The organism is Glutamicibacter mishrai (assembly GCF_012221945.1).
In the GTDB taxonomy this organism is placed as follows: domain Bacteria; phylum Actinomycetota; class Actinomycetes; order Actinomycetales; family Micrococcaceae; genus Glutamicibacter; species Glutamicibacter mishrai.
The window spans coordinates 1,886,319-1,901,378 of sequence record NZ_CP032549.1; the positions used below are offsets into that span (position 1 = coordinate 1,886,319).

Below are 15,060 nucleotides of genomic sequence, written 5' to 3' on the forward strand. Positions count from 1 at the left end.
GGCTACCGGCTCCGAGATGAACGCAGGACCAGGAAGATTCCCAGCACCGTGCAGCACAGGTACACGCCGATAACGCAGATCCAGCCCGCGGTGAAGCCTCCAGCGGATCCTACGAGCAGGCCCATGGCCAGCGGCCCCACGGTGAAGCCGCCAAACTGGCCGGCAGAGACCAGTCCGCTGGAGCTGCCCAAGCGATTCGCCGGGACCACTCTAAGCAGCGCCGCCATCAGCACCACGGATACTCCCAAGGCCGAGGCGCCATGCAGCGCGACCGCAAGCCAGAGCAGGATCGGGGAGTGCAACTGCTGGGCCAGCAGGAAACTCGCCCCGCCACAGGTGGCCAGCACCGCCAGCAATAGCAGGAGCTTCGGCGCGGCAATTCCCCGCGACATCATTCGGCCCCAGCCGACTCGGGCGCTGACCCCGACGATTCCGGCAACTGCCGCGGTCAGCCCGCCGGCAACCAGCGAGAAGTCCAATTCGCGCACCGCAAAGAGCGCCAGGTACACATTCGTGGCCTGCACGCCCACGCCGTTGATGAATCCGAACAAGCTCAGCGCGTAGATGATGAACCGGGTGGAAGCGGCCGCGCTGGCCACCGGCTCGCCGCTATCCGTCCCGCTCTGCTTGCTCTTGCTTGGCGCCGGTGTGGCAAGCACCGGGGTGGCTTTGATGATGCGCACTGCAAGGATGGCCAGGCCCGCGGCCAGCACCGCCCCGGCCAGGGAAGCGCCCTGCCAGCCGATAAAGGCAGCCAGCAGCGGGAAGCCAAGGCTGCCGACCAGCTGCGAGACCTGGACCCCGGACTGCTTGATGCCGGTCCAGGTAATACGCTGGGCGGCCGGAACCCGTTGGGCAAGGATCCGGTTGGTCACCCCATTGGGGAAGGACTGGGCAAAGCCGGCGATCCCGGAGGCCACCAGCAGCAGCACATATCCGGCATCCACCGCGGCCAGTGCCATGGCGGCCGCCGCGGTTCCGAATATGATCAGCACCAGCCGGGAGTCGGGCTGCGCATTGGAGAACTTCCCGAACACCACATTGCCGATGGCCGCGCAGCCGAAGCACACCGTGGCCAAGAGCCCGAATTGCGATTCGGTGATGCCCAGGTCCCGGATCACCAAATCGCTGGTGGCGCTCAGCCCGTAGTTCAGCAGCGGCGCGATGCCAACAGCCGCCAGGAGGATGGCCAGCAGCCCGAATCCGGGGCGTGCTTCTTTGACTGACATCCTCATCCTTAGCCTTGTTCCGCAGTGCTTCAAGCTAAGTTTTGCACAGCCGAACCAGCTTCCCGGGCACTATGACATATCTGGCAACGGCTTCGAATCTTCTTGCCATCGGGCATAGGATTTGAAGGTGAATACTTTTACCGTCCGCTCCGCCAAAACCAGTGATGTCCCGGCCATTCGCGATCTTGTGCGACCGTTGGCCGAACAACGCATCTTGCTGGATAAGGAAGCGGTCACCTACTACGAATCCATCCAGGAATTCGTTGTAGCCCAGGACGCCCAAGGGAATGTTGTCGGCTGCGGCGGCCTGCACGTGATCTGGGAAGATATCGCCGAAATCCGCACCCTCGCTACCTCCGATACGGTCCGCGGCATGGGAGTCGGGCACCTTTTGCTGGGCGAATTGCTGCGCCGCGCCAAGGCTGTTGGCGTATCCCGGGTCTTCTGCCTGACCTTCGAGGTCGCCTTCTTCGAACGCCAAGGCTTCAGCGTGATGGCCGACCAGAGCGCCGTGGACCCCTCGGTGTACCAGGAAATCCTGCTCTCAAGGGATGAAGGCGTGGCCGAATTCCTGGACCTGGCCCGGGTCAAGCCCAATACGCTGGGCAATACGCGCATGATCATCGCCCTGGACTAGGCCCGGCTAGTCCATCCGGTCATAGCGGGCACGCAAGACCAGATACAGCGCATAGCTGAGCAGGCCCGCGGCAATCGCCACCAGCAACACCGAACCGTAGGCCTGGTCGCGGATGGCCTTGAGCGCGCCATCGATGCCGCTGGCCTCTTCGGGATCGCCCTGGATGGTGGCCACGATGAACAAGAGCCCCAGCGCCCCGAGCACCAGCCCCTTGGCCGGATAGCCGATCATCCCGGAATAGCGGATCGCCGAGGAGATTTCGCTGCTGCTCGAACGGTGGAGGTCATCAAGGAACTTCCGGCTCACTCCCTTGTAGATGTAATACCCGGCCATCCCCAGCAGCACCAGGCCCAGGATGATCAGTGCGGCCCGCCCCGCCAAGGACTTCATCAGCACGCCGCTCAGGCTCGTGGCGCTCTGGCCAGAATCGCTGGGATTGCCCACGGCAAAACGGCCGAAGGCGAAGCCCACGGCCAGGAACACCACGCCGGTGCCCGCGAACTTGAGCCGATCCTTGGCCTCCTTCTCGGGCAGCAGCAGCTGCGCCAGCGACCACAACCCGAGCAATAGCGCGCCGATGGCGCAGATCCACAGCAGCACCACGCCAAAGGGCTGCGCCGACAGCGCCCGCATCGCCCCGCTCTGGTCGGCCTGCGCATGCCCGCCGGTGGCGAGCACCGCGGCAAGAACCCCCATGGTGGCGTGCAAAATGCCATTGGCGATATAACCGAGCCGGGCCAGGCGTTCAAACCACGGGTGCCGTGCGGCCTGATGGGCGGCAGCGGCCGGATCAACGGAAGCGTTCATGCGCTAAGCATAGCTAGGAAGGCAGGCGCACGCCGTCATCCTCGAGCACCGCCAGCCCGTCCTTGAGCAAGCCGGCCAGGGCCCGCTCGCGCTGCGCGGATTCAGCCTGCAGCTTTTCCAGCGCCACATAGGTGGCGTGGCTCTGCCCGGCAAGATCGGCCAGGAAGGAAGCTTGCGGAACCGGATGCTCATGTTCGCGCAGGACCGCCATGATCGCGCCGCGCACCTGGCGGTCGGTGCCTTTCCAGGCCTGGCCCCTCGGGGTGTAATGCGGGGCCGGCTGGCCGGCGGCGATCCACGCGCACTGCTCGAAGACCGGGCAGGCATCGCACCGCGGGCTGCGTGCGGTGCATACCAGCGCGCCGAGCTCCATCACCGAGACATTCCACAAATTCGCCTGGCCATCATCCTCGGGCTGCACCTGCCGGGCGCGCGCGAATTCGCTGGCGCGCGGGCTTGGCTCGGGCAGGGCCATGCCGCCAAAGAGCCTGGCGTGCACCCGCCGGATATTGGTATCCACCACCACGGTGCGCTCGCCGAAGGCAAAACAGGCAATGGCCGCGGCTGTATAGTCGCCCACTCCCGGCAAGGCCCGCAGTGCCTCTTCTGTGCGCGGCACCTCGCCGTTGTATTCGGTGGTGATTTCCACTGCCGCGGCATGCAGCCGCTGCGCCCGGCGCGGGTAGCCCAAGCGGCCCCAGGCCTTCAGCGCTTCGGAGAGCGGCTCGGCGGCCAGGTCCTGAGGCCGCGGCCAACGGCGCATCCACTGTTCCCACACCGGCAGAACGCGCACCACGGGGGTCTGCTGGAGCATGAATTCGCTGACCATGACCTCCCAGCCGCCCACGCCCTCGCGGCGCCAGGGCAGGTCCCGGGAATTCTTCTGGTACCAGTCATTGATGAGGTGATGGATTTGTTGCACCCCACCACTGTAGCCAACGACGCTTCATTGCCTCGATTCAACTGCCATTACCCGGATCCCGGGCAACAATGAACTAGCCTTAAGCCATGAGCAATACATCAGGGGGAAAGCTTCCAGCCAGCGTCTATCGGCGCCGGCGCATCACCGTCGCGGTGGTCGCCTTGGTGCTGGTGGGCTTGATCATCTGGGGTGTTGTTGCCATTGCCGGATTGCTCTCGCCGGACCCGCAGGATCCTGCCGCGCCGGCCCCTACCGCGCAGTCCAGCGCCCCGACCCAGAGTGCGGAATCCGAAGAGGACGCGGGCAAGAAGTGCAAGGCCGATGAAGTGAAGGTGACCGCTTCCACTGATGCCAAGAGCTATCCCGCAGGCAAGAAGCCGGTGCTGATCCTGACCGTGGAAAACACCTCGAAGCGCGAGTGCGAGTTGAACGTCGGCACCAGCATGCAGGAATTCTTGATCTCCAGCGGCGCCGACCGGGTCTTCTCCACCGTGGACTGCCTGCAAAACGGCGAAGATGTGCCGCTGACCTTCGCCGCCGGGCAGAAGGAGAACGCCCGCTTCACCTGGAACCGCGACCGTTCGGCCCCGGGCTGCAAGGCCGTGGGCGTCCAGCCGCGGCCGGGCACCTACAAGTTCACCGCGGCCATCGGGGAATTCGAATCCGAACCGGTGAGCTTCACCCTGGAGTAGGTCCTAGATGTAGCGGTCCAGCAGCGAGGACTCGGCCATGCGGGCCAGGCCTTCGCGGATGGAACGGGCACGCTGTTCGCCCACCCCTTCGATCTCCATCAACGCGGTCGTCGAGGCCGCCATCAATAGCTGCAAATTATCAAAGGATGCCACCAGCCGGTCGCCAATGGCCTTGGGAACCGTGCGGATCTGCGAGAGCAGGCGGTAGCCCTTGGGCGTGAGCTGGTCATCGTGCCCGATGGTGCCCTGCGGGAACAGGATCTTGGTCAGCGGCTCAAGGTCGATCAGCTGCGCATCGGAGACTTCATGCAGCCGCTCCAGGGCGATATCGATATCCAGCTCCTGGCCCTCGGCCTGCGCATAGTCGCGCATCAGCAGCTGGTTATCGACCTGGATCCCGGAGAGCAATTCCGCATGTTGCGCGGCCAGCAATCGCCCATCCATGCCCAGCTCCAGTACGTAGCGGGAAATTTCCTCGCTGGTACGGCGCAGCATTTCGGTGCGCTGCAAGACTGCCAGGACCTCGCGGGCGGTAGCCACATCCTCGATCTCCGCCGCGGACAGGGCGCTGGTGACCTGGTCCAGGCGGTGGCGGTAGCGTTCCAGGGTGGCGATGGCCTGGTTGCCTCGGGCCAGCAGCCGTTCGGCCGGCTCGAGCACGTGGCGCTCGCCGGCGGCGTAGAGCGTAATGGTCTGCATGGACTGGGAGACCGAGATGGTCGGGAAGCCGGTCTGCGCGGCAACACGTTCGGCCGTGCGGTGGCGGGTGCCGGATTCCTGGGTGTCGATCTGCGCGTCGGGCATCAGCTGCACCCCGGCCTGGAGGATCTGGCGGGCGGTGCCGTCCAGGATGATCGCCCCGTCCATCTTCGCCAGTTCGCGGATGCGGGTGGGCGTGTAGTCGGTGTTGATCCTGAAGCCGCCGGAGCTGATGGATTCAACCACCTTGTCATGTCCCAGAACGATCAGGGCGCCGGTGCGGCCGCGCTGGATGCGCTCGATCCCCTGGGCAAGTTCGGTCCCCGGGGCGATCTGGGCCAGAATGGCCAGGAATCCGGGGGATGGGTTCGCTTTCAACTTGCGTCCTTTCGGCGGGCGGCAACACTCTAGTTTATCGTGTTGGCTTCTGCCGCTGGGTGAAGGCGATATCCAAGGCCTGGGCGATGTTCTCCACCTGGAATACGCGGATCCCGTCCGGGATGTTCTTCAGCGGTTCCGGGGTGGCCGGAGCCATTGCGAAGGAGAAGCCCAGGCGCTGCGCTTCGGTGATGCGCCGCGAGATCTCCGGCACCTGCCGCACCTCGCCGGCCAATCCGACCTCGCCGAAGGCCACAAAATCCTGGGGCAGCGGGAACTCGTTCATCGAGGAGGCCAGCGCCAGCGCGCAGGCCAGGTCGGAGGCGGGTTCGGCGATTTTCACCCCGCCGACGGTGGCGATGTAGGAATCCATGGAGGACAGGTCCATATGGGCGCGGGCCTGCAGGACCGCGACCACCATCTGCGCGCGGGCCGAATCCAATCCGCTGGTGGCGCGCCGGGCCGCCGGGGCGTTGCTGCGCGAGAGCAGGGTCTGCACCTCGGCGACCAGCGGGCGCCGGCCCTCCAGGGTCACGGTGATGCAGGTTCCCGGCACCGGATTGCGGGTGCGGGTGACAAAGAGCTTGGACGGGTCGGTCAATGATTCGATGCCGTCTTCATTCAGATCGAAGCAGCCTACCTCATCGGTGGCCCCGTAGCGGTTTTTCAGCGCGCGCAGAATGCGCAGCCGCGAATGCTTTTCGCCGTCGAACTGGCAGACCACATCCACCAGGTGCTCCAGCAGGCGGGGGCCCGCGACCGAGCCTTCCTTGGTCACATGCCCGACCATGATGGTGGACATCGCCCGGGTCTTGGCGGCGTTGATGATCGAGGCGGCCACCTCGCGCACCTGCGAGACGCCGCCGGCGGCCCCATCAACTTCGGCCGAGGAGAAGGTCTGCACCGAGTCCAGGATCAGCAGCTGCGGGTCGATCTCCTGGATTTGGCCCAGGGCCAGTGCCAGGTCGGTTTCGGCTGCCAGATACAGGGTGTCGGCGATCGCGTTGATGCGTTCGGCCCGGGATTTGACCTGGGCGGCGGATTCCTCACCGGTCAGGTAGAGCACCCGAAGCCCGGTCTGCGCGGCCTTGGCGGCCACATCCAATAGCAGCGTGGACTTTCCGACGCCCGGTTCGCCCGCCAGCAGGATGGCTGCGGCCGGAACCAATCCGCCACCGAGCACGCGGTCCAATTCGGAGACTCCGCTAGGCCTGAAGGCCGCTTCCGAGCCGTCGATCTGGGCGATCGGCTTGGCTGGATGGGCCACCTTGGCAGCGGCCACGGTGCGCGCGGAGACGACCCCTACCTCTTCAACGGTGCCCCAGGCCTGGCATTCGCCGCAGCGTCCCACCCATTTGATGGTGGTCCAGCCGCATTCAGAACATTTGAATGTCGGCGAAGACTTGCTGCGTGTGGAGGTTTTGGCCATAGGCCCATGCTATCGAGCCGGGCGGACAAAATTGCTCAAGACAGCTTGGGCAACGCGCTGATGGCTTCGTCATGATTGCGCCCGGCAGCTTCGAGCAGATCCACGATCATCGGCCGCAGCAGCAGCACCAGGCCTTCGCCCTGCAGGCCCTCGACCCCTAGCGACTGCGGGTCGAGCTGCGCGGCCGCGTTCTCCAGCTGGCGCACCGCGGCCTTTTCGTATTTGCGCTGCCCGGCCACGGTCTGCTCGCGCACCGAGTGGGCCAGCGAGTTCGCGGCCTCCGAGACCTCGCGCAACAGCGGTGCCAAGGCTTCGGCCCCTTCCGGGGTCAGCGCCCCGTTGCTGAGCACCGATGCCAGGCGGCGGGCGAAAACACGCAGGTTGCGGGCGGTCCAGTCGTAGTGGTTGAAGCGTTCGGACAGCCGGTTCAGCTCGTGGCGGTGCCGTCGACCGGCGGGGGAGATCATCGCGATCTCCTTGGAGGCGCTGAAGGCCCCGGGCAGCTTGTCCAGGTGCTTCTGGGTTCCGCGGGCCTTGATCAACGCGTGGAAAGCCGAGCGCCGATCATCATCGCGGATGGCCCACGAGCATTCGAGGATCGCCTCGGAGAGCTCCTTGAACAGTTCGCTCAGGGCCGCCACCGGGGTGCGCCGCGGATCGGTTGGCCAGAAGATGATCACCAGCAGGGCCAGCAGCGAACCGGTCAGCGCGTCGATGGATCTGGCAAAGGGACCGTCCACGCTGACCGGCAGCAGGACGACCAGCGCCGATTGCATGCCCAGCTGGGTGGAGAAGATCGCCCCTGAATCCAGATAGCGCGCGATCACCAGGCTCAGCGACATCACCAGGGCGGCCTGCCAGATGCCCTGGCCGAACCAGTGCATCAAGGTATCGCCCAAGGCCACGCCCAGGGTGCAGCCCAGGGCCACTTCGGCGGTTTTGCGCACCGTGGTGGAGGCGCCGAAGCCCAGGGAAATCAGGGCGCTGGTAGCGGAAAAAATCGGCTGGGTGTGCCCCCAGATGCTCTCGGCAATCCAGAAGGCGCCGATGGCGCCCAGCGTCATGCGCAGGATCCTTGGCAGCGAATTGCGCGCGCGGAGCAGCCCGGAGCGGTTTCGCGCAGCCAGGAAACCGGCAACCTTTGCCGGCATGCGCTTCTGAGTACTCCCAATAGCCATAGGCACAGTCTCCCACGGACTGGCCGCGAAGCCGATGAACATGCGGCGATATTGCTTCAGTGAGCAGGATCACCAGCCGACGTAGAAGCTGTTAACCTTTTGTTCACCTTCGCCGGGGGAACTGGTTACCTTGGCTCCTTACCGTCATAGATGAAGCGGGGCAGAATCCGCTGGCAAGTTTCTTACATTTCGTATTCAACATGGGGAGTACAACTCGTGAAGCTCAATCGCTTTGGCAGTGCAGCTGCCGTCCTTTCTGTCGCGGCACTCGCACTGACCGCTTGCGGTTCAGACAGCCCAACCGCTACCAGCTCCGAAAGCGCAGCAGGCGGCTCGTCGGCAGCAGCTGGCGTCACCGGCACCCTGACCGGCATCGGCGCTTCCAGCCAGAAGTCGGCCATGGAAGCCTGGGCAACCGGATTCAAGTCCGCCAACCCTGAAGCACAGGTCCAGTACTCGCCAGATGGCTCCGGCGCAGGCCGCGAAGCCTTCCTGGCAGGCGGCGCGCAGTTCGCCGGCTCGGATGCCTACCTGAAGGAAGAAGAAGCAACCAAGGCCAAGGGAGTTTGCGGCCCTGACGGCGCCTTCAACATCCCAGCCTACGTTTCGCCGATCGCTGTCGCCTTCAACCTCGAAGGCGTTGAAGAGATCAACATGGACGCAGCCACCATCGCCAAGGTGTTCAAGAAGGAAATCACCAAGTGGAACGATGAGGCCATCGCCAAGCAGAACCCAGATGTGGAACTGCCTGACACCGCCATCACCGTGGTTCACCGCAACGATGAGTCCGGCACCACCGAGAACTTCGTCGAATACCTGAAGGCCGCCGCAGCCGATGTCTGGAGCTACGACGTTTCCGGCGACTGGCCAAGCGACATCCAGTCGGAGAACGCCAAGGGCACCTCCGGCGTGGTTTCGACCACCACCTCCACCAACGGCGCCATCACCTACGCTGACTTCTCCGCAGTGGGCGGCCTGTCCACCGTGAACGTCAAGGTCGGCGACGAGTACACCAAGATTTCGGCTGATGCAGCTGCCAAGGCACTGGAAGCCGCAACGCCGGTTGAAGGCGCAGCCGAGAACGATCTGGCGCTGGATCTGAAGCGCGACACCACCGAAGCGGGCACCTACCCGATCGTTTTGGTTTCGTACCACATCTTCTGCAGCAGCTACAAGGATCAGGCCACCGTGGACCTGGTGAAGGCCTTCGGCAACTACGTGGTTTCCGATGAGGGCCAGAAGACCGCTCAGGAATCGGCCGGCAACGCCCCGATCTCCGCAAGCATCGCCGAGAAGGCTGCCAAGGCGATCGACTCGATCACCGTAGCCAAGTAGGACTTACGCCGGGCAACCGGCACATGGTGCGGGTGGTGACTCAGCCACCCGCACCAGCAACACCCCTCCACCCCCAGCAGTGAAAACTGCTTCACCCCCGTTTCGTAAAGGCTTTAGCCATGACTACCAATGCTTTGACAAGCAAGTCATCGACTTCCGGCCGCGCAGGCGACAAGATCTTCTCCGGCGCCGCCATGGCTGCCGGTGTCCTGATCCTGATCACGCTCTTCGCGGTCGCGGTCTTCTTGCTGATCCAGGCGCTGCCGACGTTCTTCGCCGATCCGGCCGAGATTTCCGGTGGCAAAGGATTCTTCGCTTACATCTGGCCGATTGTTATCGGCACCGTTATCGCAGCGGCCATCGCGCTCGTTGTCGCCACCCCGATCGGCATCGGCGTGGCACTGTTCATCTCGCACTTCGCGCCGCGCAAGGTTGCCGGCCCGCTGGGCTACCTGATCGACCTGCTGGCCGCGATCCCATCGGTGATCTACGGCGCCTGGGGCTACATGGTCCTGGCACCGGCCCTGGTTCCGGGCTTTGAATGGCTGTCGAAGAACCTGGGCTTCATCCCCATCTTCGAAGGCCCTGCCTCGCAGACCGGCAAGACCATGCTCACCGCGGGCATCGTGCTGGCCGTGATGGTGCTTCCGATCATCACTTCGCTGAGCCGTGAAATCTTCTTGCAGACTCCTAAGCTGCACGAGGAAGCCGCACTGGCTCTGGGCGCAACCCGCTGGGAAATGATCACCACCGCGGTGATCCCCTTCGCCCGTCCGGGCATCGTCTCGGCAGTCATGCTGGGCCTGGGCCGCGCCTTGGGCGAGACCATGGCCGTGGCGCTGGTGCTCTCCACCGGCAACCTGATCCCATCGCTGATCAAAACCGGCAACCAGACTATTGCCGCGGAAATCGCGTTGAACTTCCCAGAAGCCTTCGGGCTGCGCCTCTCGGAGCTGATCGCCGCCGGTCTGGTCCTGTTCCTGATCACCCTGATCGTGAACATGATCGCCCGCGCAATCATCGCCCGCCACAAGGAATTCTCGGGAGCTAACTGATGAGTGCCACCACTACCAACCTCAGCAACAAGGCCAGCGGCAATTCCACCCCGCCGGTGCGCAAGCGCAACTCCCTGGCCAAGGGCAAACTGCCAAAGTGGGCCATCTGGGCCATCGCTGCCGGCTCGATCGTCATCGGCGCCGCAGCCTCTACACTGACCGGCTTCAACGTGGCAGCATTTGCCATCTACTCGGCGATCATCTTCCTGATCGCGGCCTCCGTGATCACCACCGTGGTGGAAGGCAAGCGCCGCGGCAAGAACGCCATGTGGACCTATCTGATCTACGCCGCCTTCATCGTGGCGCTGATCCCGCTGGCCTCGGTGCTCTTCACGGTCTTGCAAAAGGGCCTGCCGGGCATCAACAGCCACTTCCTGTTCTCCTCGATGAACGGCGTCACCGGCGCCATCGATAACCAGACCGTGGCCAACGGCGAGCCAGTCATCGGTGGCGCCTACCACGCGGTGATGGGCACCTTGCTGATCACCCTCTGGGCCACCTTGATCTCGGTTCCCGTGGGCATGCTCACCGCTGTCTACCTGGTGGAATACGGCCAGGGCAAAGTGCTGTCCAAGGCGATCACCTTCTTCGTTGACGTGATGACCGGTATCCCATCCATCGTCGCCGGTCTGTTCGCGGCCGCCTTCTTCGGCCTGATCCTCGGACCGAATGCCCGCATGGGCATCGTTGCCGCGGTTGCCTTGAGCGTGCTGATGATCCCGACCGTGGTCCGCTCCACCGAGGAAATGCTCAAGATCGTCCCGAACGAGCTGCGCGAAGCCTCCTTCGCACTGGGTGTGCGCCGCTGGCGCACCATCTTGAAGGTGGTCATCCCGACCGCGATCTCCGGCATCGCTTCGGGTGTCACCCTGGCCATCGCCCGCGTGATCGGCGAGACCGCGCCAATCCTGGTCACCGCAGGCATCGCGAGCCAGATCAACATGAACGTCTTCGCAAACTGGATGTCCACGCTGCCGACCTTCATCTACTACCAGATCCTGACTCCGACCAGCCCGACGAATATCGACCCGTCGGTACAGCGCGCCTGGGCTGCGGCCCTGCTGCTGATCCTGATGGTGATGGCTTTGAACCTCATCGCCCGACTGGTCGCCTCGATCTTCGCTCCAAAGAAGGGCCGTTGAGCTTAGGCTCCGGTCCGGACAACTCCAAACTTTTCAAGGAATACATCATGGCAAAACGCATTGACGTCAATGATCTGAACGTCTACTACTCCAAGTTCCTGGCCGTTGAGGGCGTCTCGATTAACATCGAGCCGAAGTCCGTCACCGCCTTCATCGGTCCATCGGGCTGTGGCAAGTCCACCTTCCTGCGCACGCTGAACCGCATGCACGAAGTGATCCCCGGCGGCCGCGTCGAGGGCCAGGTGCTGCTGGACGGAGACGACCTCTACGGTGCCGGTGTTGACCCGGTGACCGTGCGCAGCCAGATCGGCATGGTCTTCCAGCGTCCGAACCCATTCCCGACCATGTCCATCAAGGACAACGTGCTCGCCGGCGTGAAGCTGAACGGCACCAAGATCTCGCGTTCAGACGCCGATGACCTGGTGGAGAAGTCGCTGCGTGGCGCCAACCTGTGGAATGAAGTCAAGGACCGCCTGGACAAGCCGGGCTCCGGCCTTTCCGGTGGCCAGCAGCAGCGCCTGTGCATCGCCCGCACCATCGCAGTGAAGCCGGACGTGATCCTGATGGACGAGCCTTGCTCGGCACTGGACCCGATCTCCACCCTGGCCATCGAGGATTTGATCAACGAGCTGAAGAACGACTTCACCGTGGTGATCGTGACCCACAATATGCAGCAGGCCGCCCGCGTGAGCGACAAGACCGCCTTCTTCAACATCGCGGGCACCGGCAAGCCGGGCAAGCTCATCGAGTTCAACGACACCACCGCCATCTTCTCCAACCCGGAGCAGAAGGCCACCGAAGATTACGTCTCCGGACGCTTCGGATAAAGATTTCGGATATCGCCGCTCTGTGAGCCGGCGGTAGACGAACCGGAAGGGGGGTCTTCCGGGGATCCTGGAGGGGATCACCGCCAGCGGCGCACCATGAATGGTGTGCCGCTGGTTTTTAAGCTGGCATGTAAAGCACCCTTGACTGTAAAGCGTGCTTGTCATTAGGGTGGAGGTGCATGGCAAACGATGGGAGATGGCAATGAGTACTCAGACAGCCACACGAAGCCGCTGGGGCCGTTCGCGCTTTGGCGGCGGTCCAGGCGCCCTGATCACAGTCAGCCTCGTCGCAGGGCTTGTCCTGTCGGCTGGCGCCTGCGTCCTATTCGCCCGGCTAAATGCACCGGCTCATTTCATGCTGGCTGCATTGATCATGACCGCTGGTTTACTCCCAGTTTTGTCCACGACTTGCTGGGCGTTGCTGCTGGATCGGAACACCTTGCGCGGTGCCACAAGAAACCCCGCAATTTCGGTGGAGAGCCAGTGGTACGACAAGGCGGCCGTCGGCGTATTCCAAGACCTGCTGCTCGTTTGCGGCCTGGGTGGGGCGTTGTTTTCCTTCATGCCGGTATCCGTCTCGCTGGGACTCGTCTTGGCTGGCGTAGTCCTGGTCGCCATGATTGATTTCGCAATCCGCTACCTGATGATCAAGCGGGCGCAGAGCTAGTGGAGAACAATCTCACCGAGTACCGGAAGGAACGCGGGTTCTCCCAGCAGGCCTTAGCCGACGAACTAGGAGTCTCTAGGCAGACCGTCATCTCCCTGGAAAAAGGGCGTTATGACCCATCCCTGCCCCTGGCGTTCAAGCTCGCGGCGCTGTTCCAATGCCGCATCGAGGACCTGTTCATCCCCGAAAGCTCCTAGCTCCCGGCGAAGAGCGGACGCACCGCCAGAGCGAAAATCGCGCCACCGATCACGCAGACCACCGGGGTCAACAGCCAGTGCCAGAGCACGCGGTTCACATTGCGCCAGGCCACGGATTCAAAAGCCTGGTTCCGGCCCGCGCCGACAATGCCGCTGGTGACCGCCTGGGTCGTTGACAGCGGCAGGTGGACCACCAAGGAACCGACAAAAAGCATGCCAGCGGCAACACCTTGGGCGATCATGCCGCGCAGGGGATCGAAGTTCACCAGGCGGCGTCCCAGCGTATAGGTGATTCGCCAGCCGCCCAGCAGCACGCCGAAGCTCAGGGCACAGGCCGCAGTGAGCTGGATGGCTACGGTCAGCGGCCCGGGAGCCATCATATTGCCGGTGATGAGCACCAAGCTCAGCATGGCCCCGGTACGCTGGCCATCCTGCAATCCAAGTCCCAGTGCCACCGCGCCAGCAGCCACGGCCTGCCCGGCCCTGGAGCCATCATTCACCGAGCGGGAAGTTTTGTATCGCAAGAACCGCGTTGCCGGGAACACCAGGAGGTAGGACAGCACGTAGGCGATGATCGAGGCGAGCACCATGGGGATGATCACCGAAGACAGCAGCAGCCCCCACACATTGCGGGTGGATTCGTCGCCCATGATCGCCGCGGCGCCACTGCCGCCAGCCAGCGCCGAAAGCAGCGCATGCGTGGAGCTGATTGGAAGGCCGCGCCACCAGCAATATATGCCCCAGATGCCGGCTACGATCAGCCCGCTGATCAGCAGCTTCAGCCCGGCCACGCCCGCGGGAACATTGATGTTCAGCTCCTGCACCAGGGACACGCTCAGCCCCGAGGTGGCCATGGTGCCGATGAAGGCGAAGACGGCGGCCACGGAGACCGCAATGGCCGGGCGCAAGGCCCGGGTGCGCACCGATGCGGCCACCGCGGTGGAGGCATCACGCATGCCGTTGAGCACGGCGTAGGCCAGTGTCAGGACAACAGCAATCGCCGTGAGGACCGAAATCAGGGTCATCGGACTTAGGACTCCTTGACCAGGACACGACCGAGGTGGTCGGCGAACTGGCGCAGGGTGTTCGCGGCCAGCATCAGCTGGTCCGCCACCTGCTGGTGCCGATGGATGGTGCTGGCCTTGGAGAAGTTGGCGATCTCATCGCCCCACACCAGATGCGTGCGTGCCGCGCGCTTGGAGAACTGCAGCATCTGCAGCCAGTGGTCTTCCAGGTCATCAAGATTATTCAGGCGCTGCACCGCATCGGAAGCCAGCTCCGCGAGCTGCGAAATCAACTCCAGCTGCTCCGAGGAACGCTCCGAGAGCGGGGTGGATCCCACGGTCATGATCAGCTCGCCGGTACCCCGCAGATGCTCCATGGTCTCGTGAAGGAAGCGCGATAGCGCGTACATGTCTTCGCGCGGCAGGGGGCTGACGTAACTGGTGCGCAGGTGGGTCATCACCGCGTGCAAAAGGTCCGACGCCTCGGCCTCGGCCGAGGCCAGGTCGCGCAGGCGATCGGAACGCGTTGTCGGGCTGCCGATCATTTCGGCCACGCTCTCAACCGAGCCACGAATGGTGGCGGTCAGCGCGCGCAGCAGCTCAATGCCACGCAAGGCGGAGGGAAAGACCTGGAACTTCACTTTTTGGGCGCACCATTCGGATCGACTGCTTTTGGTACCAACGCAGAACAGTTTACGACGTGGAAGTTAACGCCGGGTCATTGATGATGTCGGACCGGGAACGCCTCTCGGCGGAAGGCCGCTCGAAGCGGCAGAATTTTGGAGCCCGGGGTTACCAGCGGCCCGACACCGTTACCTAGTTTTCTCGCCTAACGCCCCTGCTGTCAACCACAGCAAGCGGT

16 protein-coding genes are annotated in these 15,060 nt (G+C 63.8%); 8 read left to right on the forward strand and 8 right to left on the reverse strand.

Annotation, left to right across the window (positions count from 1 at the left end; genetic code table 11):
* Positions 1–2: 2 nt before the first annotated feature.
* Complete coding sequence (locus D3791_RS08885) at positions 3–1,229, reverse strand: MFS transporter (protein WP_172511944.1); 1,227 nt, start codon at positions 1,227–1,229, stop codon at positions 3–5.
* A gap of 127 nt (positions 1,230–1,356) precedes the next feature.
* On the opposite strand from D3791_RS08885, the gene D3791_RS08890 reads away from it, so the two are divergent.
* Positions 1,357–1,866 carry an amino-acid N-acetyltransferase gene (locus tag D3791_RS08890; protein WP_022876978.1) on the forward strand — a complete coding sequence of 170 codons (510 nt, stop codon included), beginning with the start codon at positions 1,357–1,359 and terminating at the stop codon, positions 1,864–1,866.
* A 6-nt stretch (positions 1,867–1,872) separates the two neighbouring features.
* On the opposite strand, the gene D3791_RS08895 is transcribed toward D3791_RS08890, so the two are convergent.
* Both D3791_RS08895 and D3791_RS08900 read right to left on the reverse strand, forming a co-directional pair.
* Entirely contained in the window at positions 1,873–2,673 is an 801-nt protein-coding gene (locus D3791_RS08895) for a DUF1206 domain-containing protein (RefSeq protein ID WP_022876979.1), read from the reverse strand.
* 13 nt (positions 2,674–2,686) lie between these two features.
* Positions 2,687–3,595, reverse strand: a complete 909-nt coding sequence (locus D3791_RS08900; RefSeq protein WP_172511945.1) for an A/G-specific adenine glycosylase — start codon at positions 3,593–3,595, stop codon at positions 2,687–2,689.
* Positions 3,596–3,681: 86 nt separating this feature from the next.
* Between D3791_RS08900 and D3791_RS08905 the strand changes: the two genes are divergently transcribed.
* Positions 3,682–4,287: a hypothetical protein gene (locus D3791_RS08905; protein ID WP_172511946.1), complete on the forward strand. Its 606-nt coding sequence runs from the start codon at positions 3,682–3,684 to the stop codon at positions 4,285–4,287.
* Between the two features lie 3 nt (positions 4,288–4,290).
* Here D3791_RS08905 and disA read toward each other — a convergent pair whose 3' ends face one another.
* The 3 genes from disA to D3791_RS08920 are packed head-to-tail and all read right to left on the reverse strand — an operon-like array spanning position 4,291 to position 7,944.
* Complete coding sequence (gene disA / locus D3791_RS08910) at positions 4,291–5,364, reverse strand: DNA integrity scanning diadenylate cyclase DisA (protein WP_022876982.1); 1,074 nt, start codon at positions 5,362–5,364, stop codon at positions 4,291–4,293.
* A gap of 34 nt (positions 5,365–5,398) precedes the next feature.
* Positions 5,399–6,793: a DNA repair protein RadA gene (gene radA / locus D3791_RS08915; protein ID WP_172511947.1), complete on the reverse strand. Its 1,395-nt coding sequence runs from the start codon at positions 6,791–6,793 to the stop codon at positions 5,399–5,401.
* A gap of 35 nt (positions 6,794–6,828) precedes the next feature.
* Positions 6,829–7,944, reverse strand: coding sequence for an FUSC family protein (locus D3791_RS08920; RefSeq protein WP_022876984.1), 1,116 nt, complete (start codon positions 7,942–7,944; stop codon positions 6,829–6,831).
* 243 nt (positions 7,945–8,187) lie between these two features.
* Between D3791_RS08920 and pstS the strand changes: the two genes are divergently transcribed.
* The 6 genes from pstS to D3791_RS08950 all read left to right on the forward strand — a co-directional run bounded on the left by pstS (position 8,188) and on the right by D3791_RS08950 (position 13,194).
* Entirely contained in the window at positions 8,188–9,306 is a 1,119-nt protein-coding gene (pstS, locus tag D3791_RS08925; RefSeq protein WP_172511948.1) for a phosphate ABC transporter substrate-binding protein PstS, read from the forward strand.
* 119 nt (positions 9,307–9,425) lie between these two features.
* Positions 9,426–10,361, forward strand: coding sequence for a phosphate ABC transporter permease subunit PstC (pstC, locus tag D3791_RS08930; RefSeq protein ID WP_022876986.1), 936 nt, complete (start codon positions 9,426–9,428; stop codon positions 10,359–10,361).
* Positions 10,361–11,503: a phosphate ABC transporter permease PstA gene (pstA, locus tag D3791_RS08935; protein WP_022876987.1), complete on the forward strand. Its 1,143-nt coding sequence runs from the start codon at positions 10,361–10,363 to the stop codon at positions 11,501–11,503. The genes pstC and pstA overlap by 1 nt, the downstream gene beginning before the upstream one ends.
* 47 nt (positions 11,504–11,550) lie before the next feature.
* Positions 11,551–12,330 carry a phosphate ABC transporter ATP-binding protein PstB gene (gene pstB, locus D3791_RS08940; protein ID WP_028268887.1) on the forward strand — a complete coding sequence of 260 codons (780 nt, stop codon included), beginning with the start codon at positions 11,551–11,553 and terminating at the stop codon, positions 12,328–12,330.
* Between the two features lie 202 nt (positions 12,331–12,532).
* Entirely contained in the window at positions 12,533–12,997 is a 465-nt protein-coding gene (locus tag D3791_RS08945) for a hypothetical protein (protein ID WP_172511949.1), read from the forward strand.
* Entirely contained in the window at positions 12,997–13,194 is a 198-nt protein-coding gene (locus D3791_RS08950) for a helix-turn-helix transcriptional regulator (protein WP_022876990.1), read from the forward strand. The genes D3791_RS08945 and D3791_RS08950 overlap by 1 nt, the downstream gene beginning before the upstream one ends.
* Here the strand turns inward: D3791_RS08950 and D3791_RS08955 are convergent.
* Together D3791_RS08955 and D3791_RS08960 are read right to left on the reverse strand one after the other, a co-directional pair.
* Positions 13,191–14,219, reverse strand: a complete 1,029-nt coding sequence (locus tag D3791_RS08955) for an inorganic phosphate transporter (RefSeq protein ID WP_172511950.1) — start codon at positions 14,217–14,219, stop codon at positions 13,191–13,193. The genes D3791_RS08950 and D3791_RS08955 overlap by 4 nt on opposite strands.
* Positions 14,220–14,224: 5 nt before the next feature.
* Complete coding sequence (locus D3791_RS08960; protein WP_022876992.1) at positions 14,225–14,839, reverse strand: hypothetical protein; 615 nt, start codon at positions 14,837–14,839, stop codon at positions 14,225–14,227.
* Positions 14,840–15,060: the final 221 nt, after the last annotated feature.

Bases quoted from the DNA above. Each gene is read 5' to 3' on its own strand.
- D3791_RS08885 (WP_172511944.1), bottom strand. From the start codon at position 1,229: ATGTCAGTCAAAGAAGCACGCCCCGGATTCGGGCTGCTGGCCATCCTC.
- D3791_RS08895 (WP_022876979.1), bottom strand. From the start codon at position 2,673: ATGAACGCTTCCGTTGATCCGGCCGCTGCCGCCCATCAGGCCGCACGG.
- D3791_RS08905 (WP_172511946.1), top strand. From the start codon at position 3,682: ATGAGCAATACATCAGGGGGAAAGCTTCCAGCCAGCGTCTATCGGCGC.
- radA (WP_172511947.1), bottom strand. From the start codon at position 6,793: ATGGCCAAAACCTCCACACGCAGCAAGTCTTCGCCGACATTCAAATGT.
- D3791_RS08920 (WP_022876984.1), bottom strand. From the start codon at position 7,944: ATGCCGGCAAAGGTTGCCGGTTTCCTGGCTGCGCGAAACCGCTCCGGG.
- pstC (WP_022876986.1), top strand. From the start codon at position 9,426: ATGACTACCAATGCTTTGACAAGCAAGTCATCGACTTCCGGCCGCGCA.
- pstA (WP_022876987.1), top strand. From the start codon at position 10,361: ATGAGTGCCACCACTACCAACCTCAGCAACAAGGCCAGCGGCAATTCC.
- pstB (WP_028268887.1), top strand. From the start codon at position 11,551: ATGGCAAAACGCATTGACGTCAATGATCTGAACGTCTACTACTCCAAG.
- D3791_RS08945 (WP_172511949.1), top strand. From the start codon at position 12,533: ATGAGTACTCAGACAGCCACACGAAGCCGCTGGGGCCGTTCGCGCTTT.
- D3791_RS08955 (WP_172511950.1), bottom strand. From the start codon at position 14,219: ATGACCCTGATTTCGGTCCTCACGGCGATTGCTGTTGTCCTGACACTG.